This is a genomic window from uncultured Kluyvera sp. (assembly GCF_902485085.1).
Taxonomy (GTDB): Bacteria; Pseudomonadota; Gammaproteobacteria; order Enterobacterales; family Enterobacteriaceae; genus Kluyvera; species Kluyvera ascorbata.
Genome location: NZ_CABTJS010000140.1, coordinates 133,648 through 153,436, shown reverse-complemented (window position 1 = coordinate 153,436; position 19,789 = coordinate 133,648). Strand labels below are relative to the sequence as shown.

The following is a 19,789-nucleotide window of genomic DNA, read 5'->3' as shown; positions in this document are numbered from 1 at the left end:
TGTCAAAAATGTAAATAAATTTTCGAGGAGAGCATTCCAGTGGGACGTAAATGGGCCAATATTGTTGCTAAAAAAACGGCTAAAGACGGGGCAACGTCTAATGTTTATGCAAAATTCGGCGTAGAAATCTATGCTGCGGCTAAGCAAGGTGAACCAGACCCAGAATCGAACTCAGCTTTAAAGTTCGTTATTGAACGAGCAAAACAAGCTCAAGTCCCTAAGCACGTTATTGATAAAGCTATTGATAAAGCCAAAGGTGGCGGAGATGAGACCTTCGTACCTGGGCGTTATGAAGGCTTTGGTCCAAGCGGCTCCATGATTATTGCTGAAACGCTGACCTCGAACGTTAACCGTACGATTGCTAACGTCCGCAACATTTTCAATAAAAAAGGCGGCAATATCGGAGCAGCTGGTTCTGTCAGCTATATGTTTGATAACACTGGGGTGATTGTTTTTAAAGGCACAGACCCTGACCGTATTTTTGAAATCATGCTTGATGCTGAAGTTGATGTTCGCGATGTCACCGAAGAAGAAGGCAACATCGTTGTTTATACTGAAGCCACGGACCTTCATAAAGGCATTGCAGCGCTAAAAGCTGCTGGCATTACCGAGTTCTCAACAACAGAATTAGAATTAATTGCGCAATCAGAAATTGAACTTTCACCAGAAGATTTAGAAATCTTTGAAGGTCTTGTTGATGGCCTTGAAGCTGACGATGATGTACAGAAAGTATATCATAACGTTGCGAATCTCTAATTTTCATTTAAAGAAATCTGTCGTTATGGCAGATTTCTTTATCTTATAGCATTGTTATAATAATTAGATAAAAACTTACCGAAATAATCTATATTTATTGAAGTCTTTGGCTCTGGCTCTGGCTCTCTGATGAAAAAATTAAAATGAGCTCAATTTAAATATCCTCGAGCCATGCAGACACCCTATTTGCCAGCGCCTGAGGCTGCTCCAGTGGAACCATATGACCACTCCCAGTGATAATCCTTAACGACGCATGAGGAATGGTATCGACCAGTTCCTTTGCCTCAGTCATTGAGCGTATTACATCGTCATTGCTCGCAATGACCAGCGTTCGGCAACATAGCGTCGCGGCAGGAATATTTTGCCTTAGCAAGCTGGATTGCGTAACGAAGGCTTCGAATCCAAGACGGCATCCCATTTGTTGAATATTCGATATCATATCCAGATTTGATGCATTTCGAGGGTGGAGTGAGCGAGCAATAGCATGGTTGCTCAACCCCTTAAACGTTCTGGAAGACAATGACTGGATGCTTTGCCGCTTCGACTCCACCTGTCGCGGCGTATCTTCCCGTAACGAACTGGCAATCAGTACCAAAGACTCCACGCGTTCCGGAAAATCCGCAGCAAACTGTCTGGCAATGTACCCGCCTAGCGAAAAACCTATCAAAGTAAATTTTCCGGGCAGATAAGTACTCATATGCCTGGCTATATCACGTATGGTTTGCCCGCCATTGAGGGAAGCATAATGGACCTTAAGATACGGCGGCAAATATGTTTCAAATCGGCTCCACAGATTTTCATCAAGCATATAACCCGGAACCAGGACAATAGTACGAGGTTTTATATTCATATTTTTCGCCAAACACATCAGAGGACTAACTCATTTCCATTAAAAATATCTGACCAGTGCTGAGACAACAATGCCAAAAGTAATAGCGAGCAACGGTCTGCTAAAAACCAACATCATCATCGCGGTGGTCAGCAGTGCCATCTGCGAACCTTTGTCGCCTGTTAATGCAACGGGAGCTAAAATGGCCACAAGCACGGAACCTGACATTCCCTGAATAAAAGCTTTGATTTTGTTGTTAAATGAAATAAATGACATAACATAAACACCGCCCCATCGGGTTGCAAGCGTAACCAGAGCCATCACAATAACAATCATCAGTGGGCCCATACCCGTCGTTTCAATAGTCATTTTTTCTTCCTCATCAGCACCCCAGCTATGCCACCGGCGAGCGCGCCAACGATCACATGGCTATTTTCCGGTAACCATTGATAAGCCATCAGCGATGACGCTGCCGCGACAATCCAGATAGGAACCATTCTGAGATTTCTTTCGCCTTCAAACACCATAGAGAGCAGAAAGCACCCCATCACCATATCAAGACCATAACTTTTAGGGTCCTGGACGGCGCTACCAAAATACAGCCCTGCCACCGTACCAATAACCCAAAAAAGCCATAGCGCGAGTCCACCGCCAAAGAGTAAGCCCAGCCCAGGTTTTCCCCTATTGAATGCCTGAATGGACATAGCCCAGTTAGCATCTGAGGCGACCATCATTATCCCGTAGCGCTTCGCTGGTGATAAAGCCTGCAACCACGGGTATAGGGTTGCTCCCATCAACAGATGTCTGGCGTTAATGGCAAACACTGTTGCCATAAGGGTGAACAAAGGGATTTGAGTCCCCCAAAGGTCTAACGCGGCGAATTGTGCATAGCCGGCGAAGACCAACAGACTCATCGCCGTTGCCGTCAGATGCCCCACACCCGCTTGTGCTGCGGCCAAGCCAAAAGCGGCGCCAAAAATGGAGACAAAGAGAGAAACCGGGATAAGTTGTTGAAAACCAGACCATATCAGTGGTCGATTTAGTCGAGATAAATTTGGGATGCTGCGCGTTGCCTGAGACATCGTGATTTCCTGAAAATAAAAGCCAACAGGAAGGCACTATGCCAATGTAGTATAAACAAGAAAAACGCATAATAATGTATATTGCTATTTGATTATCGAATGATAAAGGTCGCAAATGTATTATCAGGATCTACAGATAGACTGGCTTAAATGCTTTGTTGCAGTGATAGATGCGGGGTCACTTTCGGCTGCAGCACCGGAAGTTCATCGTTCACAGTCTGCTGTCAGCATGCAGCTCAAAAAGCTCGAAACGGCATTAGGATGTCAGCTTCTACTTCGTGGTCCACGTCAGAATCAACTCACACCTGAGGGTCAGAAACTGTTGGGGTATGCCAGAAGGATGCTCGATCTTCATTCTGAAACCCAGGCTGCATTCCACGGCAAAGAGTTAACAGGACGCATTCGTCTGGGAGTTCCTGATGACTATGCGGCAAAATACCTGACTCCGGCTCTAAAGAGATTCGCTCCTAACTTTGGGTCAGTCGAAATTGAACTTAGCTGCGAACAATCGACGTCATTAATTCCTCGCGTCGAGAGTGGCGACCTCGACCTGGCGCTGGTCTCCCGGGAACATCCTGGCCAGGGCTCGTTATTATTTTATGAACCGATGGTGTGGGTGGGGTCTCCGCAGTTTGAAGTCTGGAGGCGCGACCCATTACCTATTGCAGTTTATGAAAGCACAAGTCTTGCTAAACGTAGTGCTATCAATGCATTAGCACTTCAGGGGCGGAGATATAAAGTGATATATAACAGCTCAAGTCTGTCAGGACAGATTACAGCAGTTGAAAGTGGCCTGGCTGTTGCCGTTTTGACACAATGCAGCGTTCCACCTCATCTGCAGGTGCTTGGCAGTGAACATCTTTTGGGGCCCCTTGAGCCTATGGAAGTATCATTGTTCAGAAGCCGCGCTTCTCAGGGGTCTTCTGCTGTGGATAGTTTGTATGATTTGCTACTCAGAACATTAAGGGCTAGAAAAGTCTACAGTTGAGATTATTTAATAAATGTTCCAACGTATGCTTCTCGCTCACCCCCCCTGCCCACGTCACGTCCAAAGCCGAAATAGGAAGCGCAGTACAGCATTCATTTCCGCCAATCAGCGTTCCCTATGACAGCTCAAACTAATAGACCTTTATGTTTGTATGCCTTTATTTACACCACGCTTATCCTTGGTTTGTTTTTCATACAGACACAATAAAAACAACGCGTTTTAATTATTCACTGACCGTTTTTACTCAAAAATTAGACCATTAGCTTTAGTTATCTCATTGATTTAAATCAATTAACCAACGCCAAGTATTTGTCATATCAATAATAGCCGGTTAGCTTATATAAATAGTATGTTAACTAAATTATAATTCCTTAACATCCAGTCGATAGGTAAGGTTAAAATGCGGTTAATTGTTATGTTATTGAGCGTTGTGATCTCCACCCAGGTCTGGGCTGGAACGCTTCCCAAGCCCGAGGGTAAAGTGCTTTTAACACTGACCGGTAATATTGCAAATACCAATGCTGACGGAAAAGCCGTTTTTGACACCGCCAGCCTTGAGAAACTGGGCATGATGAGTTTTCAGACCACCTCTCCCTGGTATAATGGACGTACGACGTTTACGGGCATCTCCCTGCAAAAACTCATGGATTACGTCGGCGCAAAAGGCTCTGTAGTTAAGGTCACTGCTCTCAATGACTACACTACCGTTATCCCGCTTAGTGACTTCAAAAAATACAATGTCATGCTTGCCTTAAAAATCAACGGAGAATATATGCGCGTCCGTGATAAAGGCCCTCTATTTATTGTTTACCCATATGACAGCGTACCTGAACTGAATAATCAGGTTTATTATTCTAGATCGGCCTGGCAAGTCAGCAGAATGAGTATCGAGTAGGAGTTCTGGCGAACATCATGAACAGAATACTGGCTGCCATCATATTTTCTCTTTTCATATCAACAGGTTATGTGTCTTTCCTTGTGCATGAAAGACAACAAGAGTTACAAAAGCTGACCCACTACGCTAACTCCTGGTCTGCTGCGCAGGTGGTATCCGAATATTACCGGTTGGAATCGTGGCTCGGTCTTTACACGCTGGACGATACCATGCCGATTGATGGTGTGCGTCTGCGTCTGGACATTATGCTCAGCCAGAGCGATTTAATGAAAGAAGGCGATTTAGGCCATTATATAGACAGCAGTAAAGCCCATCATGAACTGGCTTTAAGGCTTGAAAAAGTACTGGACGATCTCGACGTTCAGCTTGAGAAAATGAACCGTTCTGATCTTAAGTCATACCTTAAGGTAATGCATACGCTCGATGTGCCTCTCAGTCGTCTCTCATCCGGCGCGTTGGACAAGGACGTTAACTCTGTTAATGAAGCCAACCTCAAAATTCAAACCCTGTACTACATATATTCGGCAACCGCTGTATTACTGATAATACTGAGTGCCATACTGGGTATGATGATCTTCTTTCAGAACAGAAACATTCTGAAGGCGCATCTACAGGTTAAAAGCCTGGCTGAAGAACTCCAGAGATCGAAAGAAAAACTGCAAAGCCAGAATGCAAAACTGGAATATGATGTTTTCCATGATCCTTTGACCGAAATGAACAACCGTCAGTTTTTTTGGTGGAATTTAAATAAAACGATCAAAACTGCAAAACAAAATAATACTACCGTGGCGGTCATGTTGTTTGATTTAGACCGATTCAAAGAGGTTAATGACACCTATGGGCATGATGCTGGCGATATGCTGCTGCGCCAGATTTCCCAGCGGTTGATATCGCTGAATATGCCTTCAGATACACTCTATCGCTTAGGTGGCGATGAGTTTGCGTTTCTTTCGAGCGATCTGACAGAGAGTAGCGCCGTTTCACAAGCGCAAAAAATAGGCGAGTCGCTCAACCAACCCTACACGATTTATAACACGATTATTAATATCACCACCTGCATTGGTATCGTTATTTCACAAACCGAGCGCCGCTCCGATTATCTCTACAAATATGCTGACCTGGCGCTTTATGAAGCCAAAAATGAAGGCCCAGGGAAAATAAAAGTTTTCCGCCAGCGAATGTTAGATAAGCTGCAAGAAAGCAGAAAGCTTGAGCATGATATGGCCATGGCATTAATGAATAAAGAATTCGTGGTCTATTATCAGCCGATCGTTGATTCGTTCAGCCGCGAGATTTACAGCTATGAAGCCCTGATTCGGTGGATTCACCCTACAAAAGGTCTACTGTCGCCGGATAGCTTTATTCCGGTTGCGGAAAAAACAGGCATGATTAACGAGATGGGAAAATCGGTGCTTGAAATGGCCTGTCGGGAAGCCGCTTCCTGGGCCGTTCCGGCTAAAATTTCCGTCAACGTCTCCCCTGTCCAGCTAAGCACTAAAGGCTTTGCCGGAATTGTGGTGTCGATATTAAAAGAGACTGGGCTTCCAGCTGACCGCCTTGAACTGGAAGTGACGGAATCCTCTCTTTTCACAGAGAGCAATACGCCGATGAATGCGCTTAACAAGCTCAGAGCGCTGGGTGTGAAGATATCTATCGATGATTTCGGTACCGGCTATTCCTCCCTTTCTCGGTTGAGCAGGCTGGCCTTTGATAAAATCAAAATAGACAAATCCTTTGTGAATTCGCTAGCGACACAAGAAGACGCGCTGAATATCATCAAGCTCATCACTGGCGTGGCGAAGTCCCTCAACATGAAGGCCATTGCAGAGGGTGTAGAAACGCAGGAACAACTCGAAAGCCTTCAGGCACTCGGCTGTGATTTCGCACAAGGGTATCTTTTTAGCAAACCTCAGCCGTATATCGCTGCAGAAATCAAACATGGCAAACAGAGTATTCCAACATGACCACGTTTCATCATCTAGAGGCCACCAGCCTACGCGGTGAGCCCATCTCAATGTCCGACTATGCTGGCAAACTGGTTCTGGTCGTCAATACTGCCAGCCAGTGTGGTTTCACGCCTCAGTATGCAGGTCTTGAAACGCTCTACAAGAAATACGCGCCTCAGGGTCTGGTGATACTGGGTTTTCCTTGCAACCAGTTTGGCAAACAGGAACCCGGTAGTGCTGATGACATCGCGCAAACCTGTCACATCAATTACGGTGTGAGCTTTCCGATGTTTGAAAAAGTTGAGGTCAACGGCGCCGGCGCGCACCCGGTATTTCGTTACCTGAAGGACGAGTTACCCGGCATACTGGGTGGGCGTATCAAGTGGAACTTCACCAAGTTTTTGGTGGGCCGCGATGGCAAGCCGCTCAAGCGTTTTGCCCCTTTCACCACCCCAGAGAAAATGGAAGGCGCGATCGTTGCTGCACTTAAAATCTAAGTGCCCTTTCATAGCATGAAAAACGGAAGCTTAAGACAAATCAGAAAGTTATCGTCAAAGACAGTCGCTTACACTGTCGATGCTATACTTCCCTGCGAATCTCATGAAAAGGAGCTAATCATGCAATCATCACGTTGGTTACTGGCATTACTGCTCGCAGGCGCTATGCCTGCGCTTGCCGCCGTACCTGACTCCTGTGAGCGTGTCAGGAGCGACATTCAGCAGAAAATCATCCAGAACGGCGTAGCCGAAAGCGCCTTTACCCTTGATATCGTGCCCAACGATCAGGCTGATAAAGCTGGGGCTCAGGTCGTCGGCCACTGTGCTAACGACACCTTTAAAATTCTCTACACCCGCACCGATAACGCCCAGTAATGTGCTACCGCCTCCAGCAGGAGGCGGTGCTTTCTAGCCTTTCTTCTCGACAATAAACTCCAGCGCAATGCCAACCAGTACGCCATCGCGCAGCGTTTGATCATCGGATAACGCATCCAGGTCTCCCTGAAAACGCAGCTTTTGTGAAGTGGTGTTAATGGTCAATTTTGAATGCAAACAAGGCAGCGCCTGCGAACTGACCGGATAGACCACGCGCCCGGAAACCAACACAGGGATCTTGCGCAATGCAGCGGATTGCAACACCCCTATCGTGGAATACAACACGGCTACTGGCGTAACGGCGAGGACTTTTTCCTCCGTCACGCTGATGAAGTCGAGCAAAATTTCGGGGCGTAAAAAATTTAACCCTTTGTAGGGAACCGTGACCGTCTCAATCGCGGGCATCGGAATAACAGAAGAAGCGATATCCTGCATAGATGACTTCCATAAGTAACGGATTAGCGGTAAGAAATTCGATTAACGAAAACGGTTAACCGTAATAAAACTGTTTTTATGTTGTAAAACAATTATGCACACGCCCCTCGCAACTGGCAAACGCCGACATGCAAATACCTCGTTAGTGCAACAGTGTATTTTGACCAGGGTTAATACTTGTATACCACTAACCAGGTATCCTCTTTCCATCATTAGCAGGTTTTTAATTTCTCGTTGAAATCATTAAACAAAAATAATGGAGTGAGTGATGTCAAATCAGGAAAAGCCAGGGGGGCTGAGCCGACGCACCCTAATTAAATCATCGGCTATCGGCTCATTAGCCTTCGCGGCGGGTAGCCTCTCGCTCCCCTTCTCTTTGCGCGCCACGGCCGCTGCAGTACAGCAGGCTAATCAGCCGGAAGATAAAGTGGTTTGGGGCGCATGCTCCGTCAACTGCGGTAGCCGCTGCGCGTTGCGTCTGCACGTCAAAGACAATGAAGTCTACTGGGTAGAAACCGACAATACCGGCCAGGACGTTTATGGCGATCACCAGGTACGCGCCTGTCTGCGCGGGCGCTCCATTCGCCGTCGAATCAACCACCCTGACCGCCTGAACTATCCCATGAAGCGTGTAGGCAAGCGTGGCGAAGGCAAATTCGAGCGCATTAGCTGGGATGAGGCGCTGGACACCATCGCCAGCAACCTCAAACGCGTGGTGAAAGATTACGGCAACGAATCCGTCTACATTAACTACTCTTCCGGCATCGTTGGCGGCAATATCACTCGGTCCTCACCATCCGGTTCCGCGGTGATGCGTCTGATGAACTGCTACGGCGGTTCGCTTAATCAGTACGGCACCTACAGTACCGCCCAGATTGCCTGCGCCATGCCGTACACCTACGGCACCAACGACGGCAACAGCACCTCCGATATCGAAAACAGCAAACTGGTGGTGATGTTCGGCAACAATCCGGCAGAAACCCGCATGAGCGGCGGCGGCATTACCTATTATCTTGAACAAGCTCGCGAACGCTCAAATGCGCGCATGATCGTTATCGATCCCCGCTATACCGATACCGCCGCTGGCCGGGAGGATGAGTAGATACCTATCCGTCCTGGTACCGATGCCGCGCTGGTTGCCGGTATTGCCTGGGTGTTGATTGACGAAAACCTGGTCGATCAGCCGTTCCTCGATAAATACTGCGTCGGTTACGACGAGAAAACTTTACCAGAAGGCGCACCGGCCAACGGACACTATAAGGCCTATATTCTTGGTCAGGGCGATGACGGCGTGGCGAAAACCCCGCAGTGGGCATCGCACATTACCGGTATTCCAGCCGATAGAATCATCAAGTTAGCGCGTGAAATCGGCAGCACTAAGCCGGCTTATATTTGCCAGGGCTGGGGGCCACAGCGCCAAGCAAACGGCGAGCTTTCTGCCCGTGCGATTGCCATGCTGCCCATTCTGACCGGCAACGTTGGCATCAACGGCGGTAACAGCGGCGCGCGTGAATCCACTTACACGATAACCATCGAACGCTTCCCGGTACTGGAAAACCCGGTCAAAACGGCGATTTCCTGCTTCACCTGGACCGATGCTATCGACCACGGCGCCGAGATGACCGCCACCCGTGACGGCGTGCGCGGCAAAGATAAGCTGGATGTGCCCATCAAGTTCTTCTGGAACTATGCGGGCAACACCATCATTAATCAGCATTCGGATATCAATAAAACCCACGAGATTTTGCAGGACGACAGCAAATGCGAAATGATCGTGGTGATTGAAAACTTCATGACCGCCTCGGCGAAATACGCCGACATCCTGCTGCCCGATTTAATGACCGTGGAACAGGAAGACATTATCCCGAACGATTACGCCGGGAATATGGGCTACCTGATCTTTATCCAGCCTGCCACCGCGCCAAAATTTGAGCGCAAGCCCATCTACTGGATCTTAAGCGAAGTGGCGAAACGTCTTGGGGACGATGTCTACCAGAAATTCACCGAAGGACGTTCGCAGGAGCAGTGGCTGCAGCATCTGTACGCCAAAATGCGCGCCAAAGACGCGGATTTGCCGACCTATGATGAACTCAAAAAGATGGGCATCTACAAGCGTAAAGATCCGAACGGGCACTTTGTCGCCTACCAGGCTTTCCGCAAAGACCCGGAGGCAAATCCGTTAAAAACACCGTCGGGAAAAATCGAAATCTACTCCAGCCGTCTGGCCGACATTGCCGCGAAATGGCAGCTTGAGAAAGACGAAACCATCAGCCCACTGCCGGTTTACGCCTCAACCTTCGAAGGTTGGGACGATCCGCTGCGCGGTACTTTCCCGCTACAGCTGTTCGGCTTCCACTATAAAGCGCGAACGCACTCCAGCTACGGCAACGTTGATGTGCTGAAAGCCGCTTGCCGCCAGGAAGTCTGGTTAAACCCGCTGGATGCGCAAAAACGTGGGATCCGCAACGGTGACATGGTGCGCGTATTCAACAGCCGTGGTGAACTGCGTATTCCGGCAAAAGTCACGCCGCGCATTATGCCGGGCGTGTCCGCAATGGGCCAGGGAGCCTGGCACGATGCCGAGATGAACGGAGACCGAATCGATCACGGTTCCTGCATCAATACGTTGACGACGCATCGCCCTTCTCCACTGGCGAAAGGCAATCCACAGCACACCAACCTGGTTGAGATCGAGAAGGTATAAGGACTAGACCATGAGCACCCAATACGGATTTTTCATCGACTCGGCCCGCTGCACCGGTTGTAAAACCTGCGAGCTGGCGTGTAAAGATTACAAAGACTTAACCCCGGACGTCAGTTTCCGTCGTATTTATGAATACGCGGGCGGCGACTGGCAGGAAGACAACGGCGTCTGGAATCAGAACGTCTTTGCCTACTATCTGTCCATCGCCTGTAACCATTGTGAAGACCCGGCCTGTACCAAAGTGTGCCCAAGCGGCGCGATGCACAAACGCGAAGACGGTTTTGTGGTCGTCAACGAAGATGTGTGCATCGGCTGTCGCTACTGTCACATGGCCTGCCCGTACGGTGCGCCGCAGTACAACGAAGCCAAAGGTCACATGACCAAATGCGACGGCTGCCACGAGCGTGTGGCGGAAGGTAAGAAACCGATTTGCGTGGAATCCTGCCCGCTGCGCGCGCTGGACTTTGGCCCAATCGAAGAGCTGCGTCAGAAGCACGGTACGCTGGCGGCGGTGGCACCGCTGCCATCGGCGCACTTCACTAAGCCAAGCATTGTAATTAAACCTAACGCCAATGCACGTCCGTGCGGCGATACCACTGGCTATCTGGCCAATCCGAAGGAGGTGTAAGATGGGAAGTGGATGGCATGAATGGCCGTTGGTACTCTTTACGGTGCTGGGGCAGTGCGTTGCGGGAGCCACCATCGTCACCGGCTTAGGCTGGCTGGCGGCGCGCCATGAACCTGCAGATCAACGTCGCATTGCGCTTAATATGTTTTTCCTGTGGGTGGTGATGGGCATCGCTTTTTTTGCCTCAGTGCTGCACCTCGGTTCACCGCTGCGCGCGTTCAACTCGCTTAATCGCGTGGGAAGCTCTGCGCTCAGTAACGAGATAGCCAGCGGTTCCGTTTTCTTCGCCGTAGGGGGCTTCTGGTGGTTACTGTCGGTGATGGGGAAAATGCCCGCCGCGCTTGGGCGTCTTTGGCTGCTGGTCAGCATGGTGCTCGGTTTGGTATTTGTCTGGGCGATGACGCGCGTTTATCAGATAGATACCGTGCCAACCTGGTATAATGGTTACACGACGGCGTCATTCTTCCTGACCGTGCTGCTCACCGGACCTCTGTTTGCAGCCCTGCTGCTTAAAATGTCAAAGGTACCGTTCAACGGGAAATTCTTTGCCTCGGTCAGCGTACTGGGCTATTTGCTCAGCATCGCCGTCGTCGTGATGCAAACCGCTGATCTGGGCTTTATTCACAGTTCCGTTCAGCAGGCGAACGCGCTGCTGCCGGACTGGGGCACCTTACAGGTGTGGCGCTTTGTACTGTTAGCGGCAGGTTTAGGCTGCTGGCTCTGCCCGTTACTGCGTCGCGTTCCGCCGCGGGCTGCGGGTCTGGCGCTTGGTCTGGTACTGATGCTGGCAGGCGAACTTATCGGTCGCGGGCTGTTCTATGGCCTGCATATGACCGTCGGCATGGCAATTGCCGGGTAATTCATCGGTGCGGGGGCAATCCCGCACCCTTTTAAGGATATGCAGTAATGAATGACGTTCAGCACAACAACGCTTTAGCGTTCTCCGCCCGTGTACTGGGTGCTTTGTTCTATTTCGCGCCGAACAGCACGCTTGCCGAACCGCTGGTAACAGCCTTTACCGACGGTGAGTGGGTGACACAGTGGCCGTACCCTATTCTGCACGCCGATACCCTCTCCGCTGGATTTGCCTCTCCCGCTGAAGAATCTCTGGCAGAGGCCTGGCAGCGCCTGTTTATCGGCCCGGATGCGCTACCGTCTCCGCCGTGGGGTTCCGTTTGGTTAGACCGCGAAAACGTTCTGTTTGGCGACTCTACGCTGGCACTGCGCCAATGGATGCGTGAAAACCAGATTGCGTTCGATGTGCAGCAAAACGAACCAGAAGATCACTTTGGGACCTTGCTCATGCTCGCTGCCTGGCTTGTTGAAAATGGCCGCGAAGAGGCCTGCAATCAGCTGCTGGCATGGCATCTACTGCCATGGGCTCCTCGATTCCTCGCCGAATTTATTGAAAAAGCGAACCATCCTTTCTTCATCGCACTGGGACAGCTTGCACAGCAGACGCTGGCACAATGGCAAAGCACGCTGCTGATCCCCGTCGCTGACAAAAAACTTTATCGCTAAGCCCTCAGCTCACGATGCAGCGTCTTCACCATTACCCCGATATTAAGGCGATGTTCCGTCGCCTGCTTGTTGCCACCGTGATTGGCGTCCTCGCGGCGCTGGCGGTGGCGCTATTTCGTCACGCCATGTATCTGGGGGAGTGGCTGTTTCTCAGTAATGACAGCGGCAGTCTGGTCAACGCCGCTGGCGGTCTCGTATGGTGGCGGCGGATTATCACCCCGGCGCTTGGCGGGCTCGCCGCCGGGACGTTATTGTGGGCCTGGCAACGTCATACGCAACAACGTCCCCATGCGCCGACTGACTATATGGAGGCGCTGGAAAGCGATGAAGGCAAGTTTGATACCAGCTCAAGCCTTATCAAATCCACCGCCTCGTTATTAGTGGTCGTCAGCGGTAGCGCTATTGGTCGCGAAGGCGCGATGATCCTCTTAGCCGCCCTTGCCGCCTCTTTCTTTGCCCAGCGTTTTACGCCAAAGGATGAATGGAAGCTCTGGATTGCCTGCGGCGCAGCTGCGGGGATGGCAAGCGCCTATCATGCCCCATTGGCAGGTAGCCTGTTTATCGCCGAAATTCTTTTTGGCACCTTAATGCTGGCCTCGCTTGGCCCGGTCGTCATCGCCGCGGTGGTCGCGCTGCTCAGCACGCAGTTGATGAACGGTGGCGCGGAGCTACTCTACACTACCGGCAATTTACCGGCTCTTAACGCGGCGCATTACGGCTTAATGCTCGCTACCGGGCTCGTCTGCGGTTTAGGCGGGCCGCTGCTTATCTGGCTGATGGACATGAGCCATCGTGTTTTCCTTAAGCTCAAACTTTCGCCCCCTTGGCAGCTTGCGCTGGGGGGATTGGTCGTTGGTTTGCTTTCGCTATTAACGCCCGCGGTGTGGGGCAATGGCTACAGCGTGGTGCAAGGGTTTCTGTTAAGCCCGCCGAGTTTTGCCATTATTGCCGGGATTTTCCTGTGTAAGCTGCTCGCCATTCTTGCCAGCAGCGGCTCTGGCGCACCGGGCGGTGTGTTTACTCCAACGCTGTTTATTGGCCTGGCGGTCGGTATTCTGTTCGCTAATACGTGGGCGCTGGTGTTCCCTGGGAACGAGGCGATGGCGATATTGCTTGGCGTGACGGGAATGGCAACGTTACTGGCAGCCACGACGCATGCGCCAATTATGTCAACCTTGATGATTTGCGAAATGACCGGGCAGTATACGCTGCTGCCCGGTTTACTGATTGCCTGCGTGCTGGCGTCTGTACTGTCGAGAACCTTACGCCAGGATTCTATCTACCGTCAGCACGTTGCGGAGCATCGCTAGGTCGACGTACTGACTCAACTCACGCTGTTCCGGGCGCGGCAGATACGGCAGTTCGCCAATCAGCGGTGCCGGCAGCTTTTTGCTGAGCACGTCGATAATTTCCGCGTAGTGCGCCAGGCCTGGGTTGATACGATTCGCCACCCAGCCAATCAGCGGCAGGCCGTCGTTGGCGATGGCCTGAGCGGTCAGCAGCGCATGGTTAATGCAGCCTTCCTGAATGCCGACCACCATCAGCACCGGCAGCTGTTCCTGCACCACCCATTCGGAGAGCGGGCGCAGGTCATTCATCAGGCTGCGCCAGCCGCCGGTACCCTCAACCACCACGTTATCGACCTGCTGGCTCAGATTGGCCAGGCCGTCAGACAATAAGGTGTAGTTGATTGGGCAACTGTGGGCGACGCTGCTCTCTTCTTCGCTCAGCGCAATCGGGTTGATAGCATCATAAGGTAAGTCCAGCGATGAAACGGCTTGCAGAACCAGCGCATCTTTATTGCGCAGCCCTTCTGCAGTTTCCTTGCTGCCTTTGGCAACGGGTTTGTATCCTGCCACCCGTTTCCCGCTGGCGGCGAGCGCCTGCAAAAGCGCACGAGAAACCACCGTCTTGCCGACAGAAGTATCAGTTCCAGTAATAAAGAAACGATTAAGCATCACAAACTAACCCCACTGCTACGCCACGTAAATATCATGGCAATGAATAATTCAATGGAGTGAAAGTTTACGTGATGTGCGAATGGGTCAGATTGAGATAGCGCAATTTTTTGCAAAACTGCTAAAAATTGTTAACCCTGTAACAGTCTTATCAGCAATGTTCCATTATATAGCGCATCTTTTACCAGAGCCGCCCCAGCCATGGTGCCGCGGTTAGAAAACTGTGTTTGCTCTACCGCAATATGTTTGCTGTAGGCAGGCAGCGACTGCTGGCGAATACAATCGCCAATCGCCGGGAAGAGGATGTCGGCGGCCTGATTAAACGGCGAGCCAATCAAAATTTTCTGCGGATTGAAGAGGTTAACCATAATGGCGAGGATTCGCCCGACGTTGGTTCCAATGCTGCTAATGATATCCTTTGCCAGTAAATCGCCCTGCATCGCGGCCTGACACAGCCACTCCACGGTGAGCGGCTTCTGGTGCAGCATTGAACTCATCGACTGCTGCATGCGGACCTGAGTCAGCTCCATCACGCTTTCCACGCTAGCGATCGTCTCAAGACACCCGTGGTTACCGCAGTAGCAACGCTTACCATATGGGTCGACCTGGGTATGGCCAATTTCCACCAGGCTGCTACTGCCCGCGTGCAGCAAACGGCCATCGGTGATAACACCTGCGCCGACGTTGTGGTCGATAACCACCTGAATGACATCGCGTGCGCCGCGCGATGCGCCAAACAGCGCCTCGGCCATGGTCCAGGCGCTGATATCATGCTGAATATACACCGGCACGCCGGTATGCGCCTCCAGCGTTCCGCCCAGCGGAACATCGGTGACATCATAAAACGGCATACGATGGATAATGCCGTTTTCGGTGTCGATAATTCCCGGTAGCGTAATGGCAATCGCGGTCAGACGTTCCAGCAGGTTCTGATGGCGAATAAAGAATTGGTCAATATGGGTCACGACGCGGTTCAGGAATGGGGACTCATCTTCCAGCGCCAGTTCAAGTTGCTCTTCCACCACCAGCTTACTGCTGAGGTCACGCAGCGCCAGATGGATAACGCCCCGGCTGATGCGCACGGACAGATAGTGCCAGGCTTCCGTTTCGACCATAAGCCCTACGGCTGGACGACCACGGCTACCCGCTTCCTGAATCTCCGTTTCCTGAACGAGGTGGGCTTCCAGCAGTTCACGAACAATTTTAGTGATACTGGCCGGAGCCAGTTGCGCAAGTCTGGAAAGGTCGATACGCGAAACCGGGCCGAGCTGATCAATAAGGCGATATACCGCCCCTGCATTGGTCTGCTTGATTTGATCGATATGCCCTGGCTGACTGTCCGCTACCACCGTAAGACTCCCTTATTTTCGCGCTTCGAAATAAACACTTTGGGCTATGGTGAAGTACTTGAACGCCCTGCGTCAAATTTTTACTTAGCCTTGTGATTTACTGCACAATTTTTCACACTTTTGGCAACGAAACGCTCACCTTGGCCGCGTTTAATAGCTGTTGTTTGAAGCGTTCTGCTGCCTGGCTAAGCTCATGGTGTTTTGACCACACCAGCCACATTTCAGAGACTGCATCCTCTTCCGCAATCGGAACCCAGCGCATTTCATAAAGCTGAACCCGCCGAAAAGACGCTGGCAAAATCGATACGCCCAAACCGGAGGCCACCAGACCAATAATCGTCATCGCCTCCCCAACTTCCTGGGTAATCGTTGGCACTGCATCGTAACGACGCATCAGGCCAAGAATATCGTCATAAAGACCGGTACCAACGTGAGGGTCAAAAAAGACAAACGGTTCTTTGCCCAACTCCACCAGGCTGACTTCCGGTTTATCGGCAAGCGGATGGTCGCGGTGGATCATCGCCAGCAACGGTTCACGCAGGATCACCTGCCAGTCGAGGGTGTCGGGCAGCAACGTATTGCGCATCAGTCCTAACTCAAGTGCCCCTTCGGTAAGCGGTGAGATCTGCTCGCGGGTGTTGGTTTCCCGCGTCTGGATGTGAACATCCGGGTAACGCTGACGAAAGGTGGAGAGCGTGTCGGAGACCGCTTTAATAAACGGTGCAGAGGAAGTGAAGCCGATATGCAACTCACCGGTTTCGCCGTTATGCAGGCGGCTGGCCCGCGCGGCGGCTTCACTGACCTGTAACAGAATCTGCCGACTATCGGCGAGAAACTGTCGCCCCGCCTCCGTCAGGCTAACGCTGCGGTTGGTACGGGCAAACAGTCGTGCGCCCACCTGCTGCTCAAGGATTTGAATTTGTTGACTTAATGGCGGCTGGGAAATATTAAGCCGCGCCGCCGCGCGCCCGAAATGCAACTCTTCGGCAACGGCAACAAAATAGCGTAAATGGCGCAGTTCAATATTCATACTTTAAAGATATCAATTGAGATTATTAATATATTAGACAGAATATTTACATTTTCCTACTCTAATTATGTGACCTGAGTCGATATTACCCATTGTTTTACGCAAGGATTTCCCGTGAGCCGCACAACCACCGCAGACGATACGCCTGCCATCGATGTCCGCGTTGATACCCCACTTCAAACAAACACCTTTATTCGCCGCGGAACTCCACCGTTTATTCGCGTGACGCTGGCGCTTTTCTCCGCGGGACTGGCAACCTTCGCTTTGCTGTACTGCGTACAGCCCATTCTGCCAGTGCTGTCGCACGAGTTCGGGATTTCCCCTGCAGGCAGCAGCATTTCGCTTTCTATTTCAACGGCAATGCTAGCCATTGGTCTACTGTTTACTGGCCCGCTGTCCGATGCCATCGGGCGTAAAAAAGTGATGGTGACGGCGCTGCTGCTGGCATCCTGCTGCTCTCTGCTCTCGACCATGATGACCAGTTGGCACGGCATTTTGATTATGCGCGCGCTGATAGGCCTGTCGCTTAGCGGCGTGGCGGCGGTCGGCATGACCTATCTCAGCGAAGAAATTCATCCGAGCTTTGTGGCGTTTTCAATGGGGCTATACATCAGCGGGAACTCAATAGGCGGGATGAGCGGACGTCTGTTGACCGGGGTCTTTACCGACTTCTTTGGCTGGCGCGTCGCCCTGGCGGTCATTAGCGCCTTTGCGCTGGCCTCAGCCATTATGTTCTGGCGCATTTTGCCGGAATCTCGCCACTTCCGTCCGAGCTCATTAAAACCGAAAACGCTGCTGATAAACCTGCATCTGCACTGGCGCGACCGTGGCCTGCCGCTGCTGTTTGTCGAGGGTTTTCTGCTGATGGGCGCGTTCGTCACCCTCTTTAACTACATCGGCTATCGACTGATGCTGTCACCGTGGTCGCTTAACCAGGCGGTGGTGGGTTTGCTCTCGGTCGCCTATTTGACCGGCACCTGGAGTTCACCAAAAGCGGGAATGATGACCACGCGCTACGGCCGCGGCCCGGTGATGATCTTCTTTACCGGCGTGATGCTGGTCGGCCTGCTGCTCACGCTCTTTTCCCCGCTGTGGGTGATTTTCCCCGGCATGTTACTCTTCTCCGCCGGGTTCTTTGCCGCCCACTCGGTTGCCAGCAGTTGGATTGGGCCGCGCGCGCGCCGCGCCAGAGGACAGGCATCTTCACTGTATCTGTTCAGTTACTATCTCGGTTCTAGTATCGCCGGTACGCTCGGCGGCGTGTTCTGGCACAAGTACGGCTGGAACGGGGTTGGCGGGTTTATCGCACTGCTGTTGGTTTGCGCGCTGCTGGTTGGCGTCACTCTGCATAAACGCCTGCATTAACATAAAGCATCACGTAGCCCGGACGAGGCAACGCCGACTCCGGGAAATCCCCGGCGGCGCTCCTCTTATACGGCCTACGATACTGATAACTAATACTTATACTATTGACATAAAATGCGTTGCCATCTCGCCATACTAGCTGGCAATTCCTATAATACCCTCACTTTTGTCTTACCAATGTAGCGCTATGACGACCCGTGCCAGCAATACCCAACTCAACCTACGTATTATCTCAATAGTTGTCTTCACCTGTATTTGCTACCTTTCCATTGGCTTACCGCTCGCGGTATTGCCGGGCTTTATTCACTACGATCTCGGCTACAGTACGCTGGTTGCCGGGGCGGTCATCAGCCTGCAGTATATTTCTACCCTACTTAGTCGGCCGCACGCTGGGCGCTACACCGATATCTGGGGGCCCAAAAAGGTCGTCAGTCTGGGGATCATCTGTTGCCTGATGAGCGGTTTGTTTACCCTTGGCGCGGCGGCAGCGCATGCCAGCCCGATACTGGCGGTGGCGCTACTGCTGGTTGGGCGCATCTTCCTCGGCGTGGGCGAGAGCTTCACCTCCACGGGCTCTACGCTGTGGGGGATTAAAACCGTCGGCGCGATTCACACCTCGCGGGTTATCTCGTGGAACGGCGTTGCTACCTATGTGGCGATGGCGGCAGGCGCGCCGTTAGGGGTTGTGCTAAACGGCTGGTTCGGTATTAGTGGTTTTGCGGCGCTGATTGTGATTATTGCGGTCATTGGCCTGCTGTTTGCTCGCACCCGCGCCGACGTCAGCGTCAGCGCCGGAGTCAGAGCGCCCTTCCACGTGGTGGCGCGCAAGATCTGGCCATATGGTCTGGGCCTGGGGCTGGGGACGGTCGGTTTTGGGGTGATAGCGACCTTCATCACCCTCTACTTCTCCTCCCACGGTTGGGCGGGCGCGGCGTTCACGCTGTCCCTATTTAGCATCGGTTTTATCTGTATTCGCCTGGTACTGGGCAATACTATCACCCGCTTTGGCGGGATCCGCGTCTCGCTTATCTGTTATGTGGTCGAATGTCTGGGGCTGCTGATTATCTGGTTTGCCCCGAACGCGTGGGTTGCGGGCGTTGGCGCGTTTCTGACCGGGTCGGGCTTCTCTCTTGTCTTCCCAGCGCTGGGTGTTGAGGCGGTAAAACAGGTGGAAGAACAGAACCAGGGCACCGCGCTGGGTACTTATTCAGCCTTTCTGGATCTGGCGCTGGGCCTTACCGGGCCCATTGCGGGCTGGATTGCTGGCTACCAGGGCTTAGGCAGCATCTATTTGATTGCCGCCATTGTCGTCGCCTGGGCCTTTGTCCTTATCCTGCGTGTGTACCTTTCTCAGCGCGCAAAACAGACTACCTGTACTGGCTAACTCCTTGAGGGGCAGTCAAAATCCGCCCCGCTACGGATGTACAACAA

Annotated in this window: 19 protein-coding genes and 1 pseudogene; 13 read left to right on the top strand and 7 right to left on the bottom strand. The window is 51.8% G+C overall.

Features of this window, described 5'->3' with window-relative positions:
- Positions 1-39: 39 nt before the first annotated feature.
- Positions 40-756 carry a YebC/PmpR family DNA-binding transcriptional regulator gene (locus tag RDN66_RS17355; protein ID WP_035894539.1) on the top strand — a complete coding sequence of 239 codons (717 nt, stop codon included), beginning with the start codon at positions 40-42 and terminating at the stop codon, positions 754-756.
- 154 nt (positions 757-910) lie between these two features.
- Here the strand turns inward: RDN66_RS17355 and RDN66_RS17350 are convergent, their stop codons facing one another.
- From RDN66_RS17350 to RDN66_RS17340, 3 genes are read right to left on the bottom strand one after another with little or no spacing between them, the layout of a single operon-like run.
- Complete coding sequence (locus tag RDN66_RS17350; RefSeq protein ID WP_202217948.1) at positions 911-1,606, bottom strand: alpha/beta fold hydrolase; 696 nt, start codon at positions 1,604-1,606, stop codon at positions 911-913.
- Between the two features lie 39 nt (positions 1,607-1,645).
- Positions 1,646-1,954 carry an AzlD family protein gene (locus tag RDN66_RS17345; RefSeq protein WP_115074122.1) on the bottom strand — a complete coding sequence of 103 codons (309 nt, stop codon included), beginning with the start codon at positions 1,952-1,954 and terminating at the stop codon, positions 1,646-1,648.
- Entirely contained in the window at positions 1,951-2,667 is a 717-nt protein-coding gene (locus tag RDN66_RS17340) for an AzlC family ABC transporter permease (protein ID WP_308538075.1), read from the bottom strand. The genes RDN66_RS17345 and RDN66_RS17340 overlap by 4 nt, the downstream gene beginning before the upstream one ends.
- Before the next feature lie 115 nt (positions 2,668-2,782).
- Here RDN66_RS17340 and RDN66_RS17335 point away from each other — a divergent pair, with 115 nt between their 5' ends.
- From RDN66_RS17335 to RDN66_RS17315, 5 genes are all read left to right on the top strand, one after another.
- Complete coding sequence (locus tag RDN66_RS17335; protein WP_308538074.1) at positions 2,783-3,655, top strand: LysR family transcriptional regulator; 873 nt, start codon at positions 2,783-2,785, stop codon at positions 3,653-3,655.
- Between the two features lie 400 nt (positions 3,656-4,055).
- Complete coding sequence (locus RDN66_RS17330; protein WP_202217946.1) at positions 4,056-4,550, top strand: molybdopterin-dependent oxidoreductase; 495 nt, start codon at positions 4,056-4,058, stop codon at positions 4,548-4,550.
- Positions 4,551-4,567: 17 nt separating this feature from the next.
- Entirely contained in the window at positions 4,568-6,514 is a 1,947-nt protein-coding gene (locus RDN66_RS17325) for a bifunctional diguanylate cyclase/phosphodiesterase (protein ID WP_202217945.1), read from the top strand.
- On the top strand, positions 6,511-6,993 hold the full coding sequence (locus RDN66_RS17320) for a glutathione peroxidase (protein ID WP_202217944.1): 483 nt from the start codon (positions 6,511-6,513) through the stop codon (positions 6,991-6,993). Before RDN66_RS17325 ends, RDN66_RS17320 begins: the two co-directional genes overlap by 4 nt.
- A gap of 120 nt (positions 6,994-7,113) precedes the next feature.
- Complete coding sequence (locus tag RDN66_RS17315) at positions 7,114-7,368, top strand: DUF1161 domain-containing protein (RefSeq protein WP_035894532.1); 255 nt, start codon at positions 7,114-7,116, stop codon at positions 7,366-7,368.
- 33 nt (positions 7,369-7,401) lie between these two features.
- Here the strand turns inward: RDN66_RS17315 and RDN66_RS17310 are convergent, their stop codons facing one another.
- On the bottom strand, positions 7,402-7,803 hold the full coding sequence (locus RDN66_RS17310) for a dTDP-glucose pyrophosphorylase (RefSeq protein WP_202217943.1): 402 nt from the start codon (positions 7,801-7,803) through the stop codon (positions 7,402-7,404).
- A gap of 268 nt (positions 7,804-8,071) precedes the next feature.
- On the opposite strand from RDN66_RS17310, the pseudogene ynfE reads away from it, so the two are divergent.
- The 5 genes and pseudogenes from ynfE (at position 8,072) to clcB (ending at position 13,966) form a co-directional block, all read left to right on the top strand.
- A pseudogene (gene ynfE, locus RDN66_RS17305) lies at positions 8,072-10,507 on the top strand (selenate/tellurate reductase subunit YnfE).
- A 10-nt stretch (positions 10,508-10,517) separates the two neighbouring features.
- On the top strand, positions 10,518-11,135 hold the full coding sequence (locus RDN66_RS17300; protein ID WP_185669061.1) for a DMSO/selenate family reductase complex B subunit: 618 nt from the start codon (positions 10,518-10,520) through the stop codon (positions 11,133-11,135).
- A 1-nt stretch (position 11,136) separates the two neighbouring features.
- Entirely contained in the window at positions 11,137-11,994 is an 858-nt protein-coding gene (locus tag RDN66_RS17295) for a dimethyl sulfoxide reductase anchor subunit family protein (RefSeq protein WP_308538073.1), read from the top strand.
- Positions 11,995-12,041: 47 nt separating this feature from the next.
- Entirely contained in the window at positions 12,042-12,656 is a 615-nt protein-coding gene (gene dmsD / locus RDN66_RS17290) for a Tat proofreading chaperone DmsD (RefSeq protein WP_202217940.1), read from the top strand.
- Positions 12,657-12,670: 14 nt separating this feature from the next.
- A complete protein-coding gene (gene clcB / locus RDN66_RS17285; RefSeq protein ID WP_308538072.1) occupies positions 12,671-13,966 on the top strand; it encodes a voltage-gated ClC-type chloride channel ClcB in 1,296 nt (431 codons plus the stop codon).
- Here the strand turns inward: clcB and bioD are convergent.
- The 3 genes from bioD to RDN66_RS17270 form a co-directional block, all read right to left on the bottom strand.
- Positions 13,919-14,614: a dethiobiotin synthase gene (gene bioD, locus RDN66_RS17280; RefSeq protein WP_035894523.1), complete on the bottom strand. Its 696-nt coding sequence runs from the start codon at positions 14,612-14,614 to the stop codon at positions 13,919-13,921. The two genes, clcB and bioD, sit on opposite strands and share 48 nt — an antisense overlap.
- Before the next feature lie 131 nt (positions 14,615-14,745).
- Entirely contained in the window at positions 14,746-15,963 is a 1,218-nt protein-coding gene (gene mlc, locus RDN66_RS17275; RefSeq protein WP_035894522.1) for a sugar metabolism global transcriptional regulator Mlc, read from the bottom strand.
- 112 nt (positions 15,964-16,075) lie between these two features.
- Positions 16,076-16,993, bottom strand: coding sequence for a LysR family transcriptional regulator (locus RDN66_RS17270; RefSeq protein ID WP_123651939.1), 918 nt, complete (start codon positions 16,991-16,993; stop codon positions 16,076-16,078).
- A gap of 114 nt (positions 16,994-17,107) precedes the next feature.
- Between RDN66_RS17270 and RDN66_RS17265 the strand changes: the two genes are divergently transcribed.
- The gene (locus RDN66_RS17265) at positions 17,108-18,358 is read left to right on the top strand and encodes an MFS transporter (RefSeq protein ID WP_035894519.1); all 1,251 of its coding nucleotides are present in this window, start codon (positions 17,108-17,110) and stop codon (positions 18,356-18,358) included.
- A 187-nt stretch (positions 18,359-18,545) separates the two neighbouring features.
- Complete coding sequence (locus tag RDN66_RS17260) at positions 18,546-19,742, top strand: MFS transporter (protein WP_123651938.1); 1,197 nt, start codon at positions 18,546-18,548, stop codon at positions 19,740-19,742.
- Positions 19,743-19,789 lie beyond the last annotated feature (47 nt).